The sequence below is a fragment of the Micromonospora humi genome (genome assembly GCF_900090105.1).
GTDB lineage: Bacteria > Actinomycetota > Actinomycetes > Mycobacteriales > Micromonosporaceae > Micromonospora > Micromonospora humi.
On the sequence record NZ_FMDM01000010.1, the window covers coordinates 232,668 to 254,562 of the forward strand.

At 75.3% G+C, this 21,895-nt stretch carries 23 protein-coding genes; 11 read left to right on the top strand and 12 right to left on the bottom strand.

The features are described 5' to 3' along the window. Positions 1-84 precede the first annotated feature (84 nt). Positions 85-894, bottom strand: a complete 810-nt coding sequence (locus GA0070213_RS20160; protein ID WP_091066901.1) for a DUF3097 domain-containing protein — start codon at positions 892-894, stop codon at positions 85-87. Between the two features lie 162 nt (positions 895-1,056). On the opposite strand from GA0070213_RS20160, the gene GA0070213_RS20165 reads away from it, so the two are divergent. Continuing rightward, positions 1,057-1,851 (top strand): hypothetical protein, encoded by a 795-nt coding sequence (locus tag GA0070213_RS20165; RefSeq protein WP_091066742.1) that lies wholly within the window; start codon positions 1,057-1,059, stop codon positions 1,849-1,851. Between the two features lie 9 nt (positions 1,852-1,860). On the opposite strand, the gene GA0070213_RS20170 is transcribed toward GA0070213_RS20165, so the two are convergent. The 4 genes from GA0070213_RS20170 to fabG form a co-directional block, all read right to left on the bottom strand. After that, positions 1,861-2,727: an HAD-IIA family hydrolase gene (locus tag GA0070213_RS20170; protein ID WP_175441419.1), complete on the bottom strand. Its 867-nt coding sequence runs from the start codon at positions 2,725-2,727 to the stop codon at positions 1,861-1,863. Beyond that, entirely contained in the window at positions 2,676-3,701 is a 1,026-nt protein-coding gene (locus GA0070213_RS20175; protein WP_091066746.1) for a ferrochelatase, read from the bottom strand. Before GA0070213_RS20175 ends, GA0070213_RS20170 begins: the two co-directional genes overlap by 52 nt. A 157-nt stretch (positions 3,702-3,858) precedes the next feature. Then, positions 3,859-4,626 (bottom strand): enoyl-ACP reductase FabI, encoded by a 768-nt coding sequence (fabI, locus tag GA0070213_RS20180; RefSeq protein WP_091066749.1) that lies wholly within the window; start codon positions 4,624-4,626, stop codon positions 3,859-3,861. A 24-nt stretch (positions 4,627-4,650) separates the two neighbouring features. After that, on the bottom strand, positions 4,651-5,355 hold the full coding sequence (fabG, locus tag GA0070213_RS20185; protein ID WP_091066754.1) for a beta-ketoacyl-ACP reductase: 705 nt from the start codon (positions 5,353-5,355) through the stop codon (positions 4,651-4,653). 155 nt (positions 5,356-5,510) lie between these two features. Between fabG and GA0070213_RS20190 the strand changes: the two genes are divergently transcribed. From GA0070213_RS20190 to GA0070213_RS20205, 4 genes are all read left to right on the top strand, one after another. Beyond that, complete coding sequence (locus GA0070213_RS20190; protein ID WP_091066908.1) at positions 5,511-6,740, top strand: sensor histidine kinase; 1,230 nt, start codon at positions 5,511-5,513, stop codon at positions 6,738-6,740. After that, positions 6,737-7,399, top strand: a complete 663-nt coding sequence (locus tag GA0070213_RS20195) for a response regulator (protein ID WP_091066758.1) — start codon at positions 6,737-6,739, stop codon at positions 7,397-7,399. The genes GA0070213_RS20190 and GA0070213_RS20195 overlap by 4 nt, the downstream gene beginning before the upstream one ends. Before the next feature lie 97 nt (positions 7,400-7,496). Beyond that, positions 7,497-8,384, top strand: a complete 888-nt coding sequence (locus GA0070213_RS20200; RefSeq protein WP_091066761.1) for an alpha/beta hydrolase — start codon at positions 7,497-7,499, stop codon at positions 8,382-8,384. Then, entirely contained in the window at positions 8,381-9,574 is a 1,194-nt protein-coding gene (locus tag GA0070213_RS20205) for an acyltransferase family protein (RefSeq protein WP_091066764.1), read from the top strand. The genes GA0070213_RS20200 and GA0070213_RS20205 overlap by 4 nt, the downstream gene beginning before the upstream one ends. Before the next feature lie 292 nt (positions 9,575-9,866). On the opposite strand, the gene GA0070213_RS20210 is transcribed toward GA0070213_RS20205, so the two are convergent. From GA0070213_RS20210 to GA0070213_RS20220, 3 genes are read right to left on the bottom strand one after another with little or no spacing between them, the layout of a single operon-like run. Continuing rightward, positions 9,867-10,817: a VWA domain-containing protein gene (locus GA0070213_RS20210; protein WP_091066768.1), complete on the bottom strand. Its 951-nt coding sequence runs from the start codon at positions 10,815-10,817 to the stop codon at positions 9,867-9,869. Next, entirely contained in the window at positions 10,814-11,773 is a 960-nt protein-coding gene (locus tag GA0070213_RS20215; protein ID WP_175441414.1) for a DUF58 domain-containing protein, read from the bottom strand. The genes GA0070213_RS20210 and GA0070213_RS20215 overlap by 4 nt, the downstream gene beginning before the upstream one ends. Beyond that, the gene (locus GA0070213_RS20220) at positions 11,752-12,858 is read right to left on the bottom strand and encodes an AAA family ATPase (protein WP_091066773.1); all 1,107 of its coding nucleotides are present in this window, start codon (positions 12,856-12,858) and stop codon (positions 11,752-11,754) included. Before GA0070213_RS20220 ends, GA0070213_RS20215 begins: the two co-directional genes overlap by 22 nt. A gap of 242 nt (positions 12,859-13,100) precedes the next feature. Here GA0070213_RS20220 and GA0070213_RS20225 point away from each other — a divergent pair, with 242 nt between their 5' ends. The 3 genes from GA0070213_RS20225 to GA0070213_RS20235 all read left to right on the top strand — a co-directional run bounded on the left by GA0070213_RS20225 (position 13,101) and on the right by GA0070213_RS20235 (position 15,556). Beyond that, positions 13,101-13,328 (top strand): hypothetical protein, encoded by a 228-nt coding sequence (locus tag GA0070213_RS20225; protein WP_091066776.1) that lies wholly within the window; start codon positions 13,101-13,103, stop codon positions 13,326-13,328. Positions 13,329-13,380: 52 nt separating this feature from the next. Further along, positions 13,381-13,908, top strand: coding sequence for a PH domain-containing protein (locus tag GA0070213_RS20230; protein WP_091066780.1), 528 nt, complete (start codon positions 13,381-13,383; stop codon positions 13,906-13,908). A 277-nt stretch (positions 13,909-14,185) separates the two neighbouring features. Continuing rightward, a complete protein-coding gene (locus GA0070213_RS20235; RefSeq protein ID WP_091066920.1) occupies positions 14,186-15,556 on the top strand; it encodes a PH domain-containing protein in 1,371 nt (456 codons plus the stop codon). A gap of 75 nt (positions 15,557-15,631) precedes the next feature. Here GA0070213_RS20235 and GA0070213_RS20240 read toward each other — a convergent pair whose 3' ends face one another. Further along, positions 15,632-16,690, bottom strand: a complete 1,059-nt coding sequence (locus GA0070213_RS20240; RefSeq protein WP_091066784.1) for a phosphatase PAP2 family protein — start codon at positions 16,688-16,690, stop codon at positions 15,632-15,634. Positions 16,691-16,817: 127 nt separating this feature from the next. On the opposite strand from GA0070213_RS20240, the gene GA0070213_RS20245 reads away from it, so the two are divergent. Beyond that, entirely contained in the window at positions 16,818-17,219 is a 402-nt protein-coding gene (locus GA0070213_RS20245) for a thioesterase family protein (RefSeq protein ID WP_091066787.1), read from the top strand. Next, positions 17,216-18,046: an MBL fold metallo-hydrolase gene (locus GA0070213_RS20250; RefSeq protein ID WP_091066791.1), complete on the top strand. Its 831-nt coding sequence runs from the start codon at positions 17,216-17,218 to the stop codon at positions 18,044-18,046. Before GA0070213_RS20245 ends, GA0070213_RS20250 begins: the two co-directional genes overlap by 4 nt. 13 nt (positions 18,047-18,059) lie before the next feature. Here the strand turns inward: GA0070213_RS20250 and GA0070213_RS20255 are convergent, their stop codons facing one another. Beyond that, on the bottom strand, positions 18,060-18,962 hold the full coding sequence (locus GA0070213_RS20255) for an aminoglycoside phosphotransferase family protein (protein ID WP_091066794.1): 903 nt from the start codon (positions 18,960-18,962) through the stop codon (positions 18,060-18,062). A 57-nt stretch (positions 18,963-19,019) separates the two neighbouring features. Continuing rightward, entirely contained in the window at positions 19,020-19,466 is a 447-nt protein-coding gene (locus GA0070213_RS20260; RefSeq protein WP_091066798.1) for a MarR family winged helix-turn-helix transcriptional regulator, read from the bottom strand. 55 nt (positions 19,467-19,521) lie between these two features. Here GA0070213_RS20260 and GA0070213_RS20265 point away from each other — a divergent pair, with 55 nt between their 5' ends. Then, complete coding sequence (locus GA0070213_RS20265) at positions 19,522-20,745, top strand: multidrug effflux MFS transporter (RefSeq protein ID WP_091066800.1); 1,224 nt, start codon at positions 19,522-19,524, stop codon at positions 20,743-20,745. Positions 20,746-20,827: 82 nt separating this feature from the next. On the opposite strand, the gene GA0070213_RS20270 is transcribed toward GA0070213_RS20265, so the two are convergent. Beyond that, a complete protein-coding gene (locus GA0070213_RS20270) occupies positions 20,828-21,757 on the bottom strand; it encodes a carbohydrate kinase family protein (protein WP_091066804.1) in 930 nt (309 codons plus the stop codon). Between the last annotated feature and the right edge of the window lie 138 nt (positions 21,758-21,895).

Genomic DNA, 21,895 nt, shown 5'->3' on the forward strand with positions numbered 1-21,895 from the left:
CCGGGGGCGACCGTGCCCGGCGCAGGGATCAAGCCTGACCGCCCGGAGCCGGGCACGGTCGCCCCCGGCCCCCAACCGCAACCACTAAGGCGAGGTGACGAAATCGATCAACCGCTCCATCGCGTTGATCAACGGCGTCTCGACGTCCGCGAAACTGTCCACCCGGGACAGGATGTGCCGCCACATGTCCGCCGGCTCGGCCACCCCGAGCGCCGCGCAGACGCCCTCCTTCCAGGGACGGCCGGGCGGCACCACCGGCCAGGCCGCGATGCCCAGCGCCGCCGGTCGCACCGCCTGCCACACGTCCACATAGGGGTGCCCGGTGACCAGCACGTGCGGCGACGTCACCCGGGCCACGATCCGGCTCTCCTTGGAGCCGGGGACGAGGTGGTCGACCAGCACGCCGAGCCGCCGGTCCGGGCCGGGCGCGAACGCGCGCACCTCGGCCGCCAAGTCGTCGATGCCGTCGAGCGGCTCCACCACCACGCCCTCGATCCGCAGGTCGTCGCCCCAGATCCGCTCGACCAGCGCGGCGTCGTGCACGCCCTCCACCCAGATCCGGCTGGCCTTGGCGACCTGCGCCCGCACGTCGTCCACGGCGATCGAGCCGGACGCGGTGCGCCGCCGGGCGGCGGGGACCGGGGCGCGGACCGGACGGCGCAGGGTGACCGGGCGACCGTCGAGCAGGAACGCGGCCGGCAGCAGCGGGAAGTTGCGCCGGCGCCCGTGCCGGTCCTCCAGCACCACGGCGCCGGAGTCGAAGCCGACCACCGCGCCGCAGAACCCGGAGTCGGCGTCCTCCACCACCAGGTCGGGCTCGGCGTCGACCTCGGGAGTCACCTTCCGCCGTCGCCAGTCACCCGCCAGCACGTCCCCGTCGTATCGCCCTGCCATGCGGATCACGCTAACCACCGCGGCCGGCGTGTCGCCCGCCGACGCGCCGGGCGGGCCCCCGTCCTGCGGCACGAACCGGTGCGAAGGGGGTAGTTGGGGGCAGGCCACGCCAGCGGAGCGGCAGCCGAGACAGCGGCGGCGGCTACCACGTACCCTTTCCGCATGTCCTCCCCCGCAACGGGCGCGGCCACGCTGGCCCCGCGCCGGTCGAGCCGGTTCGTCGCCTGGGTGCGCGCCTGGCGCGCCGGGCTCGTGCCGTTCGACGAGGTCGCCGACGCCATCGCCGGCGACGAGGAGCACCTCGTCGCCGACGCCCCCGGCACCTGGACCGACGTGTCCCTGCGCGAGGCGCTGCCCAGCCTGGCCAAGCACTCCCCGGACGAGATCCGCCTGGTGCTGCCCGCACCCGGCGACCCGCGCGGGCTGCCCGGCCCCGGCGCGTTCGCCGGGGCCGCGCTGCTGGCCGGCGAGGCGGTGGTGGCCAGCGGGCTCGGGCTGGTGCCCGAGGTCCGCACGCACACCTCCGGCTCCGGGATGACCTGGGAGACAGTGCTCTGGCGGGTCCACCCGCTGCCCGCGGACGCGCCGAAGGCGTCCCTGATCACACCCGGCGCGGCGGAGGCCGAGGCCGAGTTGGCCGCCGCGCTCGCCGAGACGACCGCGGCGCTGACCCGGCTGGACGTCGCCCAGTGGCGGCCCGAGCTGGCCGGCGCGCTCGCCGCGCTGCGCCGCCCCGACGGCGGCACCGACCTGCCGCCCGGCTTCGACCCACGGTCCCGCCGGCTGTTCGCCCGCGCGGCCGTGCTCGACCGGGTGCTCGCCCTGGCCGGGGAGAGCGCCCCGGGCGGCGCGGTGAACAACCACGAGGCGCAGCAGCGGGACGCGGCGCTGCGACCGCTGACCACCGCCTGCCGGCAGGCCCTGGTCGCCGCCTGCAACGCCCCGCTGCGCCTGTAGCCCGTCGACTCAGACCTCGTCGATCAGGTCGGCCACCGAGTCGACGATCCGGGACGGCCGGTACGGGTACCGCTCGGCCTCGGCCCGACTGCTGATGCCGGTGAGCACCAGGATCGTCTCCAGCCCGGCCTCCAGACCGCACAGGATGTCGGTGTCCATCCGGTCGCCGATCATGGCGGTGGACTCCGAGTGCGCGTCGATGGTGTTCAACGCCGACCGCATCATCATCGGGTTGGGCTTGCCGACGAAATAGGGCTCCACCCCGGTCGCCTTGGAGATCATCGCGGCCACCGAGCCGGCCGCCGGCAGCGCGCCCTCGACCGACGGGCCGGTGGCGTCCGGGTTGGTGCAGATGAACCGGGCGCCGTCGTCGATCAGCCGGATCGCCTTGGTGATCGCCTCGAAGCTGTAGGTGCGGGTCTCCCCCAGCACCACGTAGTCCGGGGCGAAGTCGCTGAGCACGTACCCCACCGCGTGCAGGGCCGTGGTCAGACCGGCCTCACCGATGACGTACGCGGTCCCGCCCGGCCGCTGGTCGGCCAGGAACTGGGCGGTGGCCAGCGCGGACGACCAGATCGCCTCCTCCGGCACGTCCAGCCCCATCCGGGCCAGGCGGGCCTGCAGGTCGCGCGGGGTGTAGATGGAGTTGTTGGTCAGCACCAGGAACGGCTTGCCGGAGGCGCGCAGCTTCTTGACGAACTCCGGGGCGCCGGGCACCGGCTGGCCCTCGTGCACCAGCACGCCGTCCATGTCGGTGAGCCAGCTCTGCACCGGCTTGCGGTCATGCATCGTGTCGTCCCCAGGGTGTCGGTTGTCGGTCGGGATCAGGGCCGGCGGGCCGGGGGTACGCAGCACAGCGCCGGGCAGGTGTCCCAGGCCGGCAGCTCGCCGAGGCGGCGGCGCTCCTCGTCCGCCGCGGTGCGCTCCCGCACCAGCTCCCGGACCATCGCCACGAACCGCGGATCGGTGCCCGGGGTGCCGGCACGGACGAAGTCCAGGCCGAGCTGCTTCGCCGTCTCCAGGGCCTCGGTGTCCAGGTCCCAGACCACCTCCAGGTGATCGGAGACGAAGCCGATCGGGCTGACCACCACGCTCGTCACCCCCTGCTCGGCGAGGCCGGTCAGGTGGTCGTTGATGTCCGGTTCCAGCCACGGCACCTGCGGCGGGCCGGACCGGCTCTGCCACACCAGCTCGTACGGCAGGTCGGGCGCGGCCGCGGCGTGCACCAGGCGGGCGGTCTCCTCGAGCTGCGCGGTGTAGCGGCCGCCGTGCGGGCCGGCCGTGGCCGCCGCCGAGACCGGGATCGAGTGGGCGGTGAAGACCAGCCGGGTGCTGTCCCGCCTGGCCGGGTCGAGCTGGGCCAACGCGGAGCGCACCGCGTCGGCGTGCGGCTCGACGAAACCGGGGTGGTCCCAGAACTGGCGGAGCTTCTCGATCAGCGGGGCGTCCGGGCCGACCGCGGCCCGGGCCGTCGCGATGTCCTCCTGGTACTGCCGGCAGGACGAGTAGCCGCCGTAGGCGCTGGTGACGAACGCCAGCGCCCGGGTGATCCCGTCGTCGCGCATCTGCGCCACCGTGTCGGCGAGCATCGGGTCCCAGTTGCGGTTGCCCCAGTAGACCGGCAGGTCGACGCCGTTGGCGGCGAAGTCCGCCCGGATCGCCGCGAGCAGGTCGCGACACTGCTGGTTGATCGGGGACACGCCGCCGAAGTGCAGGTAGTGCTCCGCGACCTCGGCCAGCCGCTCCGGCGGCACCCCGCGCCCCCGGGTCACGTTCTGGAGGAAGGGAAGAACGTCCTCGGGCCGTTCCGGGCCACCGAAGGAGACCAGCACCAACGCGTCGTACGCCATGGCCCCATTCTTCCTCGACCGCCGTGACGTTCGTGCGACGCCCCCTGCTCAGCGCGGTTACGCCTCGGCGCCGGCCGGTTAGGAGGGGCCCCTTCTTATCGCATTCTGCATAAGAAGGGGCCCCTCCTAACCGCTGGCGGTGGGGGCGCCGTTCAGCTCAGGCGCCGATGGCGTGGTAGCCGCCGTCGACGTGGACGATCTCGCCGGTGGTGGCCGGGAACCAGTCGGACAGCAGCGCCAGGCAGGCCCGCGCGGCCGGCTCGGAGTCGGTGAGGTTCCAGCCCAGCGGGGCCCGCTCGGTCCAGGCGTCCTCGAACTGGTCGAAGCCGGGGATGGACTTGGCCGCGATGGTGCGCAGCGGGCCGGCCGCGACCAGGTTGCTGCGGATGCCCTGCTTGCCCAGGTGCAGCGCCAGGTAGCGGGAGGCGGACTCCAGCCCGGCCTTCGCCACGCCCATCCAGTCGTAGACCGGCCACGCCTTGGTGGCGTCGAAGGTGAGGCCCACCACCGCGCCGCCCGGCGACATCAACGGCAGCGCCGCCATGGCGAGCGACTTGTAGGAGAACGTGGAGACCTGGAGCGCGGTCGCCACGTCCGCCCAGGGCGCGTCGAGGAAGCCGCCGCCGAGGCAGCTCTGCGGGGCGAACCCGATCGAGTGCACCACCCCGTCCAGGCCGTCGACGTGCTCGCGTACCCGGTCGGCCAGGCCGGCCAGGTGCTCGTCGTTGGTGACGTCCACCTCGATCACCGGCGCCGGCTCGGGCAGCCGCTTGGCGATCCGCTCCACCAGGGAGAGTCGGCCGTAGCCGGTGAGCACGACCTGGGCGCCGTTCTCCTGGGCGAGTTTCGCCACGGAGAACGCGATGGAGGCCTCGGTGATGACACCGGTGACCAGCAGCCGCTTACCGGCCAGGAGTCCGGACATTGCGCAGTTCCTCCGTGCTCTCTCTCAGTGACCCATGCCGAGGCCGCCGTCGACCGGGATGACGGCGCCGGAGATGTAGCCGGCCGCGTCCGAGGCGAGCCAGGTGACCACGGCGGCCACCTCCTCCGGCTCGGCGAAGCGGCCGGCCGGGATGGCCTTGCGGTATTCGGTGCGGCGCTCCTCGGGCAGCGCCGCGGTCATGTCGGTGTCGATGAAGCCGGGGGCCACCACGTTCGCGGTGATGTTGCGGCCGCCCAGCTCGCGGGTGATCGAACGGGCCACGCCGACCAGGCCGGCCTTGCTCGCGGCGTAGTTGACCTGGCCGGGGCCGCCGTAGAGGCCGACCACCGAGGAGATGAAGATCATCCGGCCCCACCTGGCCCGGAGCATCTTGGTCGAGGCACGCTTGGCGACCCGGAACGAGCCGGCCAGGTTGGTGTCGACCACCCGGGTGAACTGCTCGTCGGACATCCGCATGATCAGCGTGTCGTCGGTGATGCCGGCGTTGGCCACCAGCACCTCGACCGGGCCCAGCTCGGCCTCGACGGCGGCGAACGCGGCGTCCACCGACTCGGCGTCGGTCACGTCGCACCGCACCCCGAAGAAGCCCTCGGGTGCCTCGCCGCTGCGATGGGTCACCGCCACCCGGTCGCCCTGCTTGGCGAAGGCCTGCGCGATGGCCAGCCCGATTCCCCGGTTTCCGCCGGTCACCAGCACGGTACGGGCCACGGGTCCCCCTCTGCTCAACTGATCTCCCGGTCGGTCGGAGCCTAGGGGTTACCGGCAGGTAAGCGCTAACCCGCCCAGCTCACCCCCGGGTATGACGAGGAACGTGGTCCCGTGGACCGACGACGTCGACGCCACCGGTCCGTACGCTGCCGATGATGGAGGAACACCCGGCCCGTGTCGCGTGGCGGGCGCTGCGTCGCGCCGTCTGGGCCGCGGACCCGCCGCCCGCCCGGCCGGCGTCGACACGCTGGCCGGCGCTGGCGCCGTACCTCGGGCCGATCGGCCTCCTCGCCGTGGTCGGGTTGTTCGCCGCGACCCTGGCCAGCGAGAACGAGAGACATCTGCCCGGGCTCGTCACCATCGTCTTCGCGGCGTTGACCGTGGCGCCGCTGCTCGCCCTGCCGCGCCGTCCGCTGCTGGCCTGGCGGCTCACCGTGGTGGCGCTCAGCGTCTGCACCTTCAACCCGCCGGCCGGCGCGCCCTGGCCGTGGAACCCGGTGCTGGTGCTCGGCTCGCTGCTGGTGGTCGCGGTGGTGGCCGCGCGCGTCGACCGACCGGTGCTGGTGTGGGTGGGCCTGATCACCTCGGTACCGGTCCTCACGCTGGTCGACCGCAACAACCAGGTCGGCGTCCTCGCCCTGCTTTTGACCCTGCTGGTCCTCGGCGACCTGGTCCGGGGCAACCGGACGTCGCGACGCGCGCTGGCCGCGCAGACCGCGCTCAGCGAACGGGAGGCCGAGCGCCGGGCCGTGCTGGAGGAGCGCGCTCGGATCGCCCGGGAGATGCACGACGTGGTCGCCCACCACATGTCGATGATCGCCGTGCAGGCCGAGACCGCGCCCTACCGCCTCGCCGACGTGCGGGAACCGGCCCGGCAGGAGTTCGTCGCCATCGCCGACGCCGCCCGCGAGGCCCTGACCGACATGCGACGGCTGCTGGGGGTGCTGCGCAGCGAGCCCACCGGCCCGCAGACCGCCCCGCAGCCCGGGCTCGCCGACCTCGACGGCATGGTGGACGGGGCCCGCCGCGCCGGCCTGCCGGTCCGGCTGGAGGTGGACGAGCCGCTCGCGGCGGTTCCCGGGCCGGTCGGGCTGGCGGCGTACCGGATCGTGCAGGAGGGGCTGGCGAACGCGGCCCGGCACGCCCCCGGCGGGGAGGTCCGGGTCGTCGTCCGCGCGACCGCCGGCGCGCTGACGGTACGGATCGTCAACACCGCCGGTTCGCCGGGTTCGCCGGCCGGCGAGCGGGGCAGCGGCCACGGCGTCACCGGCATGCGCGAGCGGGCGCGGGCGCTCGGTGGCGCCTTCACCGCCGGGCCGCTCGACGACGGGGGGTACGCCGTCGACGCGCGGCTGCCGTACGAGGAAGAGGGTGCGACGCGATGATCCGGGTGCTGATCGCCGACGACCAGGCGATGGTGCGGCAGGGGTTCGGCGCGCTGCTGAGCGCCCAGCCGGACCTCCTCGTGGTCGGCGACGCCGCCGACGGCGCGGAGGCGGTGACCGAGGCCCGCCGGCTGGACCCGGACGTGGTGCTGATGGACGTGCGGATGCCCGTGCTCGACGGGCTCGCGGCGACCCGCCGGCTGCTCGGCGACGCCCGGGCCGAGCGGCCCCGGGTACTCGTCCTGACCACCTTCGACCTCGACGACTACGTCTACGAGGCGCTGCGCGCCGGGGCGAGCGGCTTCCTGCTCAAGGACGCGCCCGCCGCGGATCTCGTGCACGCCGTGCGGGTCGTGGCGGCCGGCGACGCGCTCCTCGCCCCGGCGGTCACCCGACGGCTCATCGCCGACTTCGCCGCCCGCCCCGACCACCGCCGGCCCCGCCCCACCGACCTGGCCGGGTTGACGCCCCGGGAGGTCGACGTGCTCCGCCTCATCGCCCGCGGTCGCTCGAACGCGGAGATCGCCGCCGACCTGGTGGTCGCCGAGCAGACCGTCAAGACCCACGTCGGGCGGATCCTGGCCAAGCTGCGGCTGCGCGACCGGGCGCAGGCCGTCGTGGTCGCGTACGAGACGGGGTTGGTGGCGGCCGGCGAGTAGCTCCCCGGTGGGACGCCGGGAACGGCTCCCCGGAGTGACGACGGCGCGGTGGCCGCCCGCGCACTCTCCCTCGTGACCGCTTCGAGGGGAGACGACGATGAGGTGGATTCGCATCGGCCGGACGGCCGCGGCCGTGCTGCTCGGCCTCGGGCTGCTGGTGCCGGACCGACAGGTGGCCGTCGCCGCGCCGAGTTACGTCGAGGCGTACCCGGTGACGGCGGCGCGGATGCGGGCGGCCGGGGCCCCGTACGCCGGGTGGGCCGCCGCCGGCCGGCGGTTCCTGGCCTTCGACCGGGGCGGCGGCCTCGCCGTGGAGGTGCTCGGCGACCTGGCCGGCGCGGAGCGGATCGTGGTGCTGGTGCCCGGCGCGCGCACCCGGCTGTCCGACTTCGACAGGGGGCTGGGCGGGGTGGCCGGGCGCGCGCCGGCCCGGCAGGGACGCGCCCTGTACCACGCGTTGCGGACCACCGCCCCCACGGCGCGGGTCGCCGTGCTGGTCTGGCTCGGCTACCCCCCGCCCGACTCGGTGGCGGCAGCGGCCGGCACGGCCCCCGCGCGCCGGGGCGCCCGCGCCCTCGCGGCCCACCTGCGGACGTTGGCCGACCGCCGGCCGACCGCCCGGGTCACCCTCGTCGGGCACAGCTACGGCGCGGTAGTGGTCGGTCTCGCCGCCCGCGCGGCGCCGCCCACCGTCACGGACGTGGTGACGCTCGGCGGGGTGGGGCTCGGCGTGGACCGGGCCACCGACCTGGTTCCGGTGCGGGTGTGGGCGGCGGAGGCCACCACCGACTGGATCCACCGCGTGCCCGCGGTGCGCCTGCCCGGGCTGGGGCACGGGATCCGCCCCGGTGACCCGGCGTTCGGCGCCCGGCGACTGCCCACCGGCGGGGTGGCCGGGCACGACGGCTACCTGTCCGAGGGCGGCGGCACCACGGCGGCGGTGGCGTCCGTGGTGCTCGGCGGCGACCCGGAGGTGACCCGGTGAGCCGCGACCCGGTCGTCGACGCGCTGCGCGCCGTCGCGATCGGCGGGGTCGTGCTCGGGCACTGGCTGGTCACCGCGCTCGTGGTCGGCCAGGACGGCACGCTCGCCACGGCCAGCCCACTGGCCACCATGCCGGCGCTGGCGCCGGCGAGCTGGGTGTTGCAGACGCTCGGCCTGTTCTTCTTCGCCGCCGGTTACGCGTCCACCCGCTCGTCGGACCGGCACGGCACGGCCCGACGACTGGGCCGGCTGCTGCGGCCGACGCTGGCGCTGCTCGGGGTGGGCGCCACTCTGCTGCTCAGCGCGATCGTCCTCGGCGTGCCGGACGCGACCCTGTCGGTGGCGCTGACGCTCGCGGTCAGTCCGCTGTGGTTCCTGCTGCCGCTGCTGGCGTTCTCCGTCTCGGCCGGCCCGCTGCGCTCCGCCGTACGCCGCTGGGGTCCGCTGCGCTGCGCCGGCACGGCGGCGGCCGTGGTGGCTGCCCTGGATCTCGCCGGCGGCGCGCTGCCCGGTCGGCTCCCGGCCGCGGTGCTGGCGGCCTGGTCGGTGCCGTGGCTGCTCGGCGTCGCGCACGCCGACGGGCGGCTGACCGGCCGCCGGGCCGGCGCGGCGCTGGCGGTGACCGGCGCGGTGGGGATCGCCGCGGCGATCGCGGCCGGCTACCCGGTGAGCGCGGTGGGGGTACCCGGCGCGGCGACGTCCAACCTGCACCCGCCGTCGCTGTTCGCGGTGGCCCTGGCGGTGGCGCAGGTCGGGTTCGCGGTGCTGCTGCGCCCGGCGCTGGCCGGACTGCTGAGCCGGCCGGCGGTGGCCGGCGCGGTGACCGCGGTCAACCGGCGCGCGGTGCGGATCTACCTGTGGCACCAGCCGGTACTGGTCGGCGTGACCGCCCTGCTCGCCCACCTGGCGCTCCTGCCCGGGCTGCACACCGCGCCGACCGGGCCGGGCTGGCTGTTCGCCCGGCTGTGCTGGCTGCCGGTGCTGGCCGCGGTCCTGGCGTTGGTGACCGGTGCGCGGACCGCGCCGGACGGCCCGCCCGGACGCGCGGCACGAGCGCTCCCGGTGTACGCTGATCGCTGTCTGCGGGCCGATGTGCGCCCGCGTTCCGGGCCCCGCCGACCGCAGGAGGTGATCGCTGTGCGAGATAGCGATCCTCCCAGTCGTGGCCGGGCCCACCGTCAGCCCCGCTGAGCCACGGCTCGGTCGACGCGGCTGACCCGCTTCCCGCCCTCCGCACCGCATCCACTCCCCGGCCCGCGTCGCCGGGGGTGGCCCTGCCGCGCGGCGGAGCACCCGGTCACGACTTCGTGTGCGTCTTTCCTGGTCCCCCTCGCGGCCCGCGTCACCGGGCCGACCGTCGCCACGGAGCACAACCATGAGCCGTTACGCCGCACCGCTGGGCTTCACCCTCGCCGCCGTCTGGGTGGCGGTCCTGTTCGTCCTGGCCGGCGGCGGTCACTGACCGCCGCCGGCCCGGCCCGGCTCAGACCAGGCGGGACGTCCAGAGCAGACTCAACCCGCCGGCGCAGAGCGCCAGGAGCAACGCGACGCCCGCGTACCACTGGGTGATCTCGCGTGGCTCCGTGCGGTAGCCGATCGAACTGCCCATGTCCTGGTAGACCTGCTTCAGCTCGCTCACCGACGCGGCCTCGTAGAAGAAGCCCTGGGTGGTCTCCGCGAGCTGGGACAACGCGGTGCGGTCCACCGGCACCCGCTGGAGCTGGCCGCCGATGTCCACCTGGCCCGAGTCGGTGCCGAACGCGATGGTGGAGACCGGCACGTTCGCCGCCTGCGCCGCCGCTGCCGCCTCCTCCACCGAACGCCCCGACGTGCGGTAGCCGTCGGAGAGCAGCACGATCCGGGCCGGCGGGATGCCGGCGGCGCCGTCGGCCGGCACCGACCGGATCGCCTCCAGGCAGGTGAACACCGCCTCGCCGGTGGCGGTCGCCTCGGCCAGCACCAGCCCGTCGATGGCGGTGGTCACCGCGCCCCGGTCCTTGGTCGGCGCCACCAGCACGTTCGCCGACTTGGCGAACGAGACCAGCCCCAGGTTGTAGCTCTCCGGCAGCTCGCCGACGAACTGCTTCGCCGCCTCCTGCGCCGCCTCCAACCGGTTCGGCGCCACGTCGTCGGCCTGCATGGACAGCGACACGTCGATGGCGAGCATCACGGTGGCCCGCTCCAGCGGCTCCCGGGTGTCGATCGCCGGCCGGGCCAGCCCGGTGGCCAGCACCAGCAGGCAGAGCAGGAACACCGTCGCCGCCGCGTGCCGGCGCCAGCCCAGCCCCTTCGGCGCGACGGTGCGCAGCAGGTCGACGTTGGTGAACCGCAGGGCGTACTGCCGGCGGTGCAACTGCCGCCAGACGTACGCGGCGGCGAGGGCGAGCACCGGCAGCACGGCCAGCAGCCACCACGGTTGCAGAAAACGGATCATCGGGTCGTCCCTCGGGTACGGGCGTGCCGTTGCGCGGCGACGAAACGCACCATGTCCAGCAGCCAGTCTCGGTCGGTACGCAGGCGCAGGTGAGCCGCGCCGGCGGCGCGCAGCTCGGCGGCGATGGCCCCGCGTTGGGCGGCCGCCGCCTCGGCGTACCGGCGGCGCAGGCCGGGGTCGGCGGTCTGCACCTCGTGCAGCTCGCCGCTCTCCGGATCGACCACCGGCAGCACCCCCACGTCGGGCAGTTCCAGTTCACGCGGGTCGACCACCTCGACGGCCAACACGTCGTGACGGACCCGCAGCTTACGCAGCGGCCGGCCCCACTGCTGCGGTGGCGAGAGGAAGTCGGAGATCACCACCGCCACCCCGCGCCGTCGCGGCGGCCGGTTGAGCATCTCGACCAGCGCGCCGAGATCGCCGCGCCCGGGCCGTACCTCGGTGCCGGCGACGGCACGCAGCAGCCCCTGCGCCTCCTTGCGGCCGGCCCGGGCGGGCAGCCGCAGCAGCGTCCCCGGCCCGCCGGCCGTCGCGCCGGCGCCGACGACCGCGCCGATCCGGTTACCGCCGCGCACGGTGAGGTGGGCCAGCGCGGCCACGGCGGCGACCGCCACGTCACGCTTGAGCCACCGCCCGGTGCCGAAGTCCAGGCTGGCCGACAGGTCGACCGCCAACCACGTCTCCAGCTCGCGGTCGGCCACCGTCCGCCGTACGTGCGGCATGGTGGTGCGGGCGGTGACCGGCCAGTCCATCCGGCGTACGTCGTCACCGGGGCGGTATTCGCGGGACTCCCCCGCCTCGCTGCCCGGGCCGGGCAGCAGGCCGGCGTAGTCGCCCTGGAGCAACCCGTCCAGCTTCCGGGTGACCATCAGCTGCAACCGGGCCAGCACGGCGCCCGAGCGGTCGCCGGTGGTCGGCAGCCGGGTGGGCGGGGTCACGGTCGCTGCCCGGGCCACCCGTTGGGGCCGACGGCCGGCGGCGGTGGCGTGGCCTGCTGGCGGGGTGCCACCGCGGGCAACGGGATGGTCGACATCACCCGGTGCACGATGTGGTCGGCCGGCACGTCGTCGGCGAGCGCGTCGTAGCTGAGCACCAGCCGGTGGCGCAGGATGTCCGGCGCGATGTCCTGCACGTCCTGCGGCAGCGCGTAGTCCCGGCCCCGCAGCAGCGCCAGCGCGCGGGTGGCCCGGACCAGGCCGAGCGAGGCGCGCGGACTGGCGCCGTACTGGATGAGCTGGGCCACGTCGGGCATGCCGTGCTCGGCGGGGGCGCGGGTGGCGAGCACCAGCCGGACCGCGTAGTCGACCAACGCGTTGTGCACGAAGACCTGGTCGGCCTTGCGCTGGAGGGCGATCAGGTCGGGGGTGTCGAACACCGGGGCCGGCTCGGGCGGCGCCACACCCATCCGGTAGACGATCTCGCGCTCCTCGGCGTCGGTCGGATAGCCCACCACGATCTTCATCAGGAACCGGTCGCGCTGCGCCTCGGGCAGCGGATAGACGCCCTCCTGCTCGATCGGGTTCTGGGTGGCCATCACCAGGAACGGGTCCGGCACCCGGTGGGACTCGCCGCCGATGGAGACCTGCCGCTCGCTCATCACCTCGAGCAGCGCCGACTGCACCTTGGCCGGCGCGCGGTTGATCTCGTCGGCGAGCAGGAAGTTGACGAACACCGGGCCCAGCTCGACGTCGAACTTCTCGCTGGACTGCCGGTAGATGCGGGTGCCCATGATGTCGGCGGGCACCAGGTCCGGGGTGAACTGCACGCGGGCGAAGGAACCACCGACGACCTGGGCGAGCGTCTCCACGGCGAGCGTCTTGGCGACCCCGGGCACCCCCTCCAGCAGGCAGTGTCCCCTCGCCAGCAACGCGACGAACATCCGCTCGACCATCCGGTCCTGACCGACGATCACCCGCTTGATCTCGAACAGCGCCCGCTCCAGCAGCGTGGCGTCCTGCGCCGGGGTGGTGGTGGCCGGTGGCGGCGCGTCCGGCGGCGCCTCGGTCGGGTTCGGCACGTCGGGCGTGGTCGGCTGGGCCACCGGTCCTCCACAGCTGGGTCGTCGTCGCGGCGTGATGCGTGTCAAGACTGTCATGCCTTGCTGAGAGCCGGAGGTGGGAGAGGCACGATTTTCGCCGCGCCGTGACCGGCCGCACGGAAAACGCTGAACACGGGTGGACAACTGGGGGTCCGGCGCGTGTACGATTCACCCCGTCGCCGGGCGGCTCCCCCCGTGGCCGCCCGGCGCTAAAACTCCCGGCGTGCGGCCCTAGACTCGCCCCGGTGACCACTCCCACCCCGGACGACGCGCTGATCTGCTCGGCGCGGGGGTGCCGTGCCCCCGCGACCTACCAGTTGCGCTGGCAGAACCCCCGCCTCCACACGCCGGACCGGCGCAAGACGTGGCTGGCCTGCCCGGCGCACCGCACGTCGCTGGGGGACTTCCTCGACGCGCGCGGCTTCCTGCGCGAGGTGGTGCCGCTGCCCGGATCGCCTACGCTCGAATCGTGAGCGAGCAGACGATCAGGCCCCACCCCGCCGGCGGACGCGGCGGTCCCACCCGGTGAACGCTGACGACCTCGCCGGCCCGCCGACCACCCCGCCCGGCCCGTTGGAGCCCTGGCCGGAGACGGTCCGCTGGCAGCCGATCTCCCGTGACCTGATCTGGGTGGAACTGATCCGGCTCGGCATCGGCCTCGCGGTGGCGCTGGTGGTGCTCGGCGCCGCGTGGGCGTTCTCCGGGCACTGGCTGCTGGGCGCCGCGATCGGCGTGAGCCTGCTGCTGTCCGCCTGGCGGACGGTCACCATCGTGCGCGCGGTCCGCGCCTGGGGGTACGCCGAGCGCGACGACGACCTGCTGGTGCGTCACGGGCTGCTGGTGCGGCGGCTCTCCATCGTCCCGTACTCGCGGATGCAGTTCGTGGACGTGAGCGCCGGCCCGTTGGAGCGCGCCTTCGACCTGGCCACCGTGCAGTTGCACACGGCCGCCGCGGCCAGCGACGCCCGGGTGCCGGGCCTGCGGCCGGCCGAGGCGTCCCGCCTGCGCGACCGGCTCACCGCCCTGGGCGAGGACCGGGCGGAAGGCCTGTGAGCGCGAGGAGTGAGCCGGGGTTGCGAGCCCCGCAGTCGCGAACGACGGCGATCCGGTGAGCACGCCTCCGCCGGACGAACGGCCCGGCCCGGCGGCCGCCCCGGGGCCGGTGACGAACGGGCAGCCGTGGCCGCCGCCGGGGTACGCCCCGCCCACGCCCGGCGACGTCTCACCCGACCATGCCGCGCCGCCGGGCTACGGCCCTCCGCCCGACCAGACGCCGCCGCCCGGCTACGGCACGCCGGCCGGCCCGCAGGCTCAGCCGTGGCCCGGGCCGGTGCCGCCCGGGCCGGTGCCGCCCGGCGCGTGGAATCCGGCACCGTGGGGGCCGCCGGGCGGCGAGGAGCCCCGGCAGCGGCTGCACCCGCTGAGCCCCGCGCTGCACGGCGCGAAGTCGCTGGTCGTGGTGATCGCCGGCCTGTCCTGGTCGACGCTGTCCCGGGTCGGGTTCGGCTGGTTCGCCGTGCTGGTCGCGGTCTTCGTCCTCGGCGCCACCGTGCTGTCGGTGATCAGTTGGTGGAACACCGGCTACCACGTGGTCGGGCGCGAACTGCGGGTGCACGAGGGGCTGCTGTGGCGGCGTACCCGGGCCATCCCGCTGGAGCGGTTGCAGGCGGTGGAGGTGGTCCGGCCGCTGTTGGCCCAGCTCACCGGCCTGGCCGAGCTGCGGCTGGAGGTGGTCGGCGGGGGTAAGACCGAGGCGCCGCTGGCGTACCTCGGTGTGGCCGAGGCCTCCGCGCTGCGGCAGCGCCTGCTCGCCGTCGCCGGTCGCGCCCCGGCGCCCGCGCCCACGGCCGCCCCCGGCGTGCCGGCCCCGCCGGCCGCGGCCGGGCGCCGGCTGCACGCCGTCCGCAACCAGGACCTGCTGGTCAGCCAGTTGCTCACGCCGCAGGCGTTCCTGCTGCCGCTCGGCCTGGCCTTCGTGGTGGCGCAGTTCCTGTCCGAGGGCTCGTGGTCGTTCATCGCGGTGGCCAGCACGCTCACCGCGATGGCCGGTGTGCTGTTGCAACCGATCCGCCGGGTACTCGACGACTGGAGCTTCCGGCTCGACGCCGAGGGCGACACGCTGCGGGTGCACAACGGCCTGCTGGAGACGCGGGTGCAGACGGTTCCGCTGCACCGGGTGCAGACGGTCGGGGTGACCTGGCCGCTGCTCTGGCGGATGAAGGGCTGGCTGCGCCTGCGGTTGGAGGTGGCCGGCTACTCGGCGGGCGAGCCGGACGACCGGAACCGCCCGGACCGGCTGCTGCCGGTCGGCGACGCCGGCACCGGTGAGCTGGTGGTGGCGGAGGTGCTGCCCGGCGTCCGGCTGGACGCGCTGCCCGGCACGCCACCGCCGGCGCGGGCCCGCTGGCTGCGCCCGCTGAGCCGGGCGGCGGTCGGCGCCGGCCTCGACGAGCGGGTCTTCGTGGCCCGCTCCGGGTTGCTGACCCGCCGGTTGACGCTGGTGCCGTACGCCCGGATCCAGAGCGTGCGGGTCACCCAGGGGCCGGCCCAGCGGCGGCTGCGGCTGGCCACCGTGCACGCGGACACCGCCGGTGGCGCCGGCGCGGCGGCGGTCGACCGGGACCTGGGCGACGCGTGGGCGCTGGCCGCGGAGCTGACCGCCCGCGCACGGGCCGCCCGGCGCGCCGACCGTCCCGCGTAAGGAGGGGCCCCCTCTTAACGCATCCGGTAGAGGCGGGGCCCCTTCTTAACCACCGCCGCGCGCCGGCCGGGCCGGTCAGCGGCGGTCGGCGGGGACCGCGTCGCGGTCGGAGTCGAGCGCGGTGTCCGGGCCGGCGGCCGGCGCGGTGACGCCGGTCACGGCGGCCGGCGTCCCGTCCCGGCGGGCGCGGCGGGCCCGCCACCAGCGCTCGGCCAGGCCGACCACCAGGAACGTCATCCCCACGTACGCCCAGCCGACCAGCACGTCGATCAGGTAGTGCTCGCCGCTGTACATCAGCGTGAACGTCATGGCCAGCGGGTAGGCCAGCAGCAGCGGCCACCACCGCTTGCGCACCGAGCGCAGGAAGAACAGCACCACGAACAACGCGAAGGCGGTGTGCAGCGACGGCATGGCGGCCACCGGGTTGGAGGCGATCTGCCCGGCGTTGAGCAGGTTGCCCGCGCCGTGCATGCCGATCTCCTTCCATCCCCGGGTGGAGATGCGGGCCACCTCGGTGAGCAGGCCGTTCTGCGCCGCCCACCACGGCGGGGCGGCCGGGTAGGCGAAGTAGGTGACCAGCCCGGCCGCGCAGAGGAAACCCCACCGGGCCATGTAGCCGATCCAGCGCTCCCGGTTGCGCATCCAGAGCACCGCGGCGGCGGCCAGCGTCGCCACGAAGTGCGAGAAGTAGATCCAGCTCACCAGCACGTCCCACCAGCGCACCTGGTCGGGGTCGTAGAGGTGCTGCTGGAGCCAGACGGTCGGCACCTCGCCACCGGTGGCCCACCCGGTGAGGAACCGGTCGGCGACGATCAGCTCCATCGCGTGCGGGGTGGCGCCGTTGTCGGCGAACCCGCGGGAGAGGTTGTACGCGGCGAGGAGCAGCACGACCGGGATCCAGTCCCGGGCGAAGCGCAGGTGGCTGCGCCACGGCCGGTTCGAGTTCCAGGCGACGGTGCCGGCCCAGATCCACAGGAACGCGTACGCCGGGTCGGTGGGCAGGCCGATGGCGAACCAGGCGGCCACGAACGCGACGCCCCAGACGGTCATCGCGATCACACGGCGACGCCCGCCGTCGGGGGACGCGGTCGGTCCGGCGGGGGCGGGGGGCGGGGGATCTGTCAGCACGGCCATCGCGGACAAGGTTAACGGCGCGCTACGGGAGGGCCGACGCCGACCGTCGGGAGGCGGGCGCGCCGCGGCCTGTGGGGCGGACCCGGACACCGGACGGCCCGGCGGTCGCTGCACTAGGCTCGGCCGCATGCAGGAGCAGCCGGAGTCGCCCCTCGCGCCGGGCCTGACCGCCCGGGTCGAGCTGACCGTGACCGACGCGGACACCGCCCTGGCGCTGGGCTCGGGCGACGTGCCGGTGCTCGGCACCCCCCGGGTGGTGGCGTTGGCCGAGGCGGCGACCGTGGCGGCCGTCGCCCCCGGGATGCCGGCCGGGTCGACCAGCGTCGGCGTGCGGGTCGAGCTGGAGCACCGAACGGCCACCCCGGTCGGGCGGACGGTGTCCGCGCACGCCGAGCTGGTGAAGGTCGACGGTCGCCGGCTGGTCTTCGAGGTGACCGTCACCGACGGCGGCGCGGTGGCCGCGCAGGGGCGCGTCGAGCGGGCGCTCGTCGACCGGCAGCGCTTCGTCGAGCGGGCCGCACGCGCGTGACGACCGCCGGCTTCTCCGAGATCGCCGCCGGCGTGCACCTGCTGCGCGAGCCGCTGCTGCACGTCAACGTGGTGCTGGTGGTGGGCGACGGCGCGGCCCTGCTGGTCGACACGCTCTCCACCGCCGGGCAGGCCCGGGAGCTGGCGGCGGCGGCCCGGGCGGTCACGCCGCACCCGTGGGCGATCGTCAACACCCACCACCACTTCGACCACTGCTTCGGCAACGCCACGCTGGCCGGGCCGGACACGGCGGTGTACGCCCAGGCCCAGGCCGTGGCCGTGCTGCGCGACCGCGCCGACGAGCTGCGCCGGGCGGCGTACGAGGAGATGCGCGCCGAGCAGCCGGCGCTGGCCGAGGAGCTGGCGCGGACCGAGCTGCGGGCGCCGACGCACGAGGTGCACTCCGAGACGGTGCTCGACGTCGGCGGCCGGCGGGTGGTGCTGCGCCATCCCGGGCACGGGCACACCGACGCCGACCTGGTGGTGCACGTGCCGGATGCGGACGTGCTGGTGGCGGGCGACCTGGTGGAGCAGAGCGGGCCGCCGGCGTTCGAGGAGTCGTACCCGTTGCAGTGGCCGGACGCGGTGGCCGACCTGCTGCGGTTGACCACGCCGGCCACGGTGGTGGTGCCGGGCCACGGCGAACCCGTCGACCCGGCGTTCGTCCGCGCGCAGCACGAGCTTCTCGCGCGCCAGGCCTGGCTGATCCGCGCCGGCCACACCGGCAGCGCCCCGCCGGAGCGGGTGGCCGCCGAGTCGCCGTTCGGGGCCCGGCCCGGCCTGATCGCGGCGCGTCGGGGCTACGCCGAACTCGACGGCACGGCGTGAGCGGTCGGCCGGTTCAGTCGACGTCGGCCACGATCGCCCGCAGCCGGTCACGGCACTCGGCGACGAACGCCGGGAAGGTGTGCCAGTAGTACGCGACGCCGCCGGCCGCCGCGGCGATCGCCCAGGCACGGGCCCGCGTCCACGTCCCGTCGTCCACGCCGAGTGTCTCCCGGTAGGCGTGCCGCGCCTCGGGCGGCAGGTCCCAGGTGGGGGCGTGTTCCGCGTCGGGGTGCCCGACGGTCAGGCCCCCGAAGTCGATGACCGCGTGCAGCCGGCCGTCGCGGACCAGCAGGTTGGTGGGCTTCAGGTCGCTGTGCAGCCAGACGTGCGGCCCGGAGGGCTCGGGCCGGGCGAGGCCGTCCCGCCACCGCCGTTCCAGCAGGTCGACGTCGATCTCCGCGCCGATGGTGCGCCGGCAGTCGTCGAGCGCCCCACTGATCCACTCGTCGCAGGGGTGCAGGCTGCCGCCGCGATATCCGCTCAGCTCCCCGTCGCGGGTCGCGCCGGCCAGGTCGAGCGCGTGCAGCTCCCGGACCGCGGTGGCCAGGTCGGCGCCGAACGCGGCCCAGTCGGAGACGGTGTCCGGCCGGACCTCGGCGCCGTCGATCCAGCGGTAGACCGACCAGGGCAGCCCGAACACGGTGGACGGCACGCCGGCGTGCAGCGGCTCCGGCACCGGGTACGACAGTCGCGCCGCCAGGCGCGGCAGCCACCGCTGCTCCTTGCGCAGCGAGTCGGCCTTCTCGGCGGTGCGGGGCAGGCGGACGAGCAGGTCGTCGCCGAGCCGGTACATGGTGTTGTCGGTGCCGGCCCCGGCGGGCCGGATCGGCAGCGCGGCCCATCGGGGGCACTGCTCGGTCAGGAGCGAGCGGACCACCGACTCGTCCACCGGCACCTCGTCCTGGTGCAACGTCACGCAGGGATCATGGTGCCCGGGACGGGCCGCGGCCACCGATTTCCGCGACCGCACCGGTCAGGGTCGGGCGCGCAGCGCGGTGAGCAGCGCGTCCAGGTGCGGGGCGGCGGCGAGCACGGCCGCGCGGGCCGGCGGGTCGAGGGCGGCGAGGGCCTCGGTGAGCAGCGCGGCGCGGTGCACCTCGTAGTCGGCCATCCGCCGGTGGGCGGCCTCGGTCAGGCGCAGCCGGACCACCCGCCGGTCGGCCGGGTCGCGGTCGCGCACCAGCAGCCCGGCGTCGGTGAGGTCGCGCACCAGCGTGCTCACCGTGTTGGCGGCGGTGCCGAGCCGCGCGGCCACCTCCTTGCCGCTGATCTCCGGTGCGGCCCGGACCAGCAGCAGCACCTCCACCTGCGCCTCGGGCAGCGGCTCCCGGTCGGCGCGGGCGTGGGTCCGTCGGCGCAGCAGCCGGTGCAGCTCCCCCAGGCTCGCGCCGAACCGGGCGATCTCCTCGTCGGTCGCCACCGGGTCACCTACTTCACATCGCAATAGTTCTGACTACAGAGATAAGGTAGCCGTCGTGAGCCAGACCGTGCGGACCGCCGCGCGCCCGCACGTCGACCGACCAGGCACGCCCGGCGGCGGCGTGACCCTGCTGGTACTGCTCGGCACGCTCACCGCGATCGGTCCGCTCTCGCTGGACATGTACCTGCCGGCGTTCCCGGCGATGGCCCGCGAACTCGGCGCCGACCAGGCCGGCATCCAGCTCTCGCTGACCACCTGCCTGATCGGCCTGGCGCTGGGCCAACTGGTCACCGGCCCGCTCAGCGACCGCTTCGGGCGTCGCCGTCCGGTGCTGGTCGGCGTCGTCGCGTACGCCGTCCTCGCGCTGGCCTGCGCCGCGGCGCCCACCGCCCCGCTGCTGGCCGCCGCGCGATTCGCCCAGGGCCTGGCCGGCGGCATGGGCGTGGTGGTCGCCCGCGCGGTGGTCCGCGACCTCTACTCCGGCCGGGACGCGGCGAAGTACTTCTCCCGGCTCACCCTGGTGTTCGGGGTCGCGCCGGTGGCCGCGCCGAGCGTCGGCAGCCTGGTGCTCCGGTTCGGCTCCTGGCGGGCGGTCTTCGTCACCCTGGCCGTCATCGGGGTGGCGCTCGCCGTCGCGGTCGCGCTGCGCCTGCCGGAGACGCTGCCGGCGGAACGGCGCAGCACCGGCGGGCTGGCCAGCACCGCCCGGACCATGCGGTCGCTGGCCGCCGACCGGGTCTACCTCGGGTACGCGCTGACGCAGGGCTTCGCGTTCGCCGGGCTGTTCGCGTACATCTCGGGGTCGTCGTTCGTGTTCCAGGACGTCTTCGGCGTCTCGGCGGCCGTGTTCAGCGTGCTCTTCGGGGTGAACGCGCTCGCGCTGGTCGCCACCGGGCAGCTCAACGCCCGGCTGCTCGACCGGTTCAGCCCGCGCCGGCTGCTCGTCACCACGCTGGTGGTCGGCCTGGTCACCGCCGGCGGCGTGCTGACCGGCGCGCTCGCCGGCAGCCTCGCCGTCACGGCGGTGGCGCTGTTCGCGTTCGTCGGCTCGCTGGGCATGGTGATGCCGAACAGCACCGCGCTGGCGCTGGACGCGCACGCCCGGCACGCCGGCACCGCCGCCGCGCTGATGGGCGGCATCCAGTCGGTGGTCGGCGCGCTGGCCGCGCCGCTGGTCGGGCTGGGCGGCGAGGGGAGCGCGCTGCCGATGGCCGCCGTCCTGGCCGGCGCCGCCGCGCTCTCCCTGACCGCCGTCCTCACCCTCGCCCGCCGGCGCTGACCGCCGGGCGCCCCGCGCGGTGCGCGCGGTGTTAAAAGGGGCCCCCGCCTCTACCGAAAGCGTTAAAAGGGGGCCCGGCCTTTCACGCGAAGCGGGCGGTGACGGCGGCGCGGGTGGGCATCGCGGTGGCCCCGCCCGGTGACTCGCAGACCAGCCCGGCCACCCGCAGCGCGAACGCCACCCGTTCCCGCCAGCCGGCCGCGTCGGCCGGCTCGCCGGCGACGAGCAGTTCGGCCACCAACGCGCCCATCACCGAGTCGCCCGCACCGGTGGCGTCCACCGCGTCGACAGTCGGCGCCGGCACCCGCACCACGTCGTCGCCGGCCGCGACCAGCGCGCCGTCCGCGCCGAGCGTGACCACCACCGTGGTGGCGCCCAGTTCCCGCAGGTACGCGGCGACGCCCTCGACCGGCTCGTCGGGGTAGAGCACCCGGGCGTCCGCGGCGCTCAGCTTCACCAGGTGCGCGGCGGCGGCGAACTCGGCGACCACGCCCCGCAGCGCGTCGAGCGCGCCGGGCGCGGTGAGCAGGCTGGGCCGCACGTTCGGGTCGAACACCCGCAGCCCGCCCGCGATCGACCAGGCCCGGCGCGCGGCGGCCAGCACCGGCGGGTCGAGCAGCACGATCGAGCCGCAGTAGAGCACGTCCGCGCCCTCGACCAGCGCCACGTCCAGGTCGTCCGGCCCGAGCAGGGCGTACGAGCGCGGCTCGCCGTAGAAGCGGAACTCCGGCTCCGGGCCGGCGAAGGTGGCCACGGCCAACGCGGTCGGGGCCGGCACGGTCACCGCCCCGGCCACGCCCACCCCGGCGGCGGTGAGGAAGGCGCGGATCCGGCCGGCGAGCGCGTCGTCGCCGAGCGAGCCGACGAACTGCACGGCACTGCCGAGGCGGGCGATCGCCACCGACACGTTGAGCGGCCCGCCGCCGACCGCCTGCCGGTAGACGGGTTCTCCGTCGTGCTCGGCGTCGAGCAGGTCGACCAGCGCCTCGCCGAGCACCACCGCGTACCCCATCCTGGCTCCCCTCGTTGTCCTCCTCCGATCCTGGCGCATGGCGACCGGCGACGCGACGGGACCCATGGCATCGACAGGCGGCTATTGCGTGCGGTGGCCGGACGTGATGGGATGGCGCTACCGGGAGGGCGCGGGGGG

What these genes read in the sequence shown, in the direction of transcription:
- GA0070213_RS20190 (WP_091066908.1), top strand. Translation starts at nt 5,511, where the DNA reads ATGGAGGAACACCCGGCCCGTGTCGCGTGGCGGGCGCTGCGTCGCGCC.
- GA0070213_RS20245 (WP_091066787.1), top strand. Translation starts at nt 16,818, where the DNA reads ATGCAGGAGCAGCCGGAGTCGCCCCTCGCGCCGGGCCTGACCGCCCGG.
- GA0070213_RS20240 (WP_091066784.1), bottom strand. Translation starts at nt 16,690, where the DNA reads ATGGCCGTGCTGACAGATCCCCCGCCCCCCGCCCCCGCCGGACCGACC.
- GA0070213_RS20270 (WP_091066804.1), bottom strand. Translation starts at nt 21,757, where the DNA reads ATGGGGTACGCGGTGGTGCTCGGCGAGGCGCTGGTCGACCTGCTCGAC.
- fabI (WP_091066749.1), bottom strand. Translation starts at nt 4,626, where the DNA reads ATGTCCGGACTCCTGGCCGGTAAGCGGCTGCTGGTCACCGGTGTCATC.
- GA0070213_RS20160 (WP_091066901.1), bottom strand. Translation starts at nt 894, where the DNA reads ATGGCAGGGCGATACGACGGGGACGTGCTGGCGGGTGACTGGCGACGG.
- GA0070213_RS20200 (WP_091066761.1), top strand. Translation starts at nt 7,497, where the DNA reads ATGAGGTGGATTCGCATCGGCCGGACGGCCGCGGCCGTGCTGCTCGGC.
- GA0070213_RS20165 (WP_091066742.1), top strand. Translation starts at nt 1,057, where the DNA reads ATGTCCTCCCCCGCAACGGGCGCGGCCACGCTGGCCCCGCGCCGGTCG.
- GA0070213_RS20195 (WP_091066758.1), top strand. Translation starts at nt 6,737, where the DNA reads ATGATCCGGGTGCTGATCGCCGACGACCAGGCGATGGTGCGGCAGGGG.
- GA0070213_RS20210 (WP_091066768.1), bottom strand. Translation starts at nt 10,817, where the DNA reads ATGATCCGTTTTCTGCAACCGTGGTGGCTGCTGGCCGTGCTGCCGGTG.
- GA0070213_RS20175 (WP_091066746.1), bottom strand. Translation starts at nt 3,701, where the DNA reads ATGGCGTACGACGCGTTGGTGCTGGTCTCCTTCGGTGGCCCGGAACGG.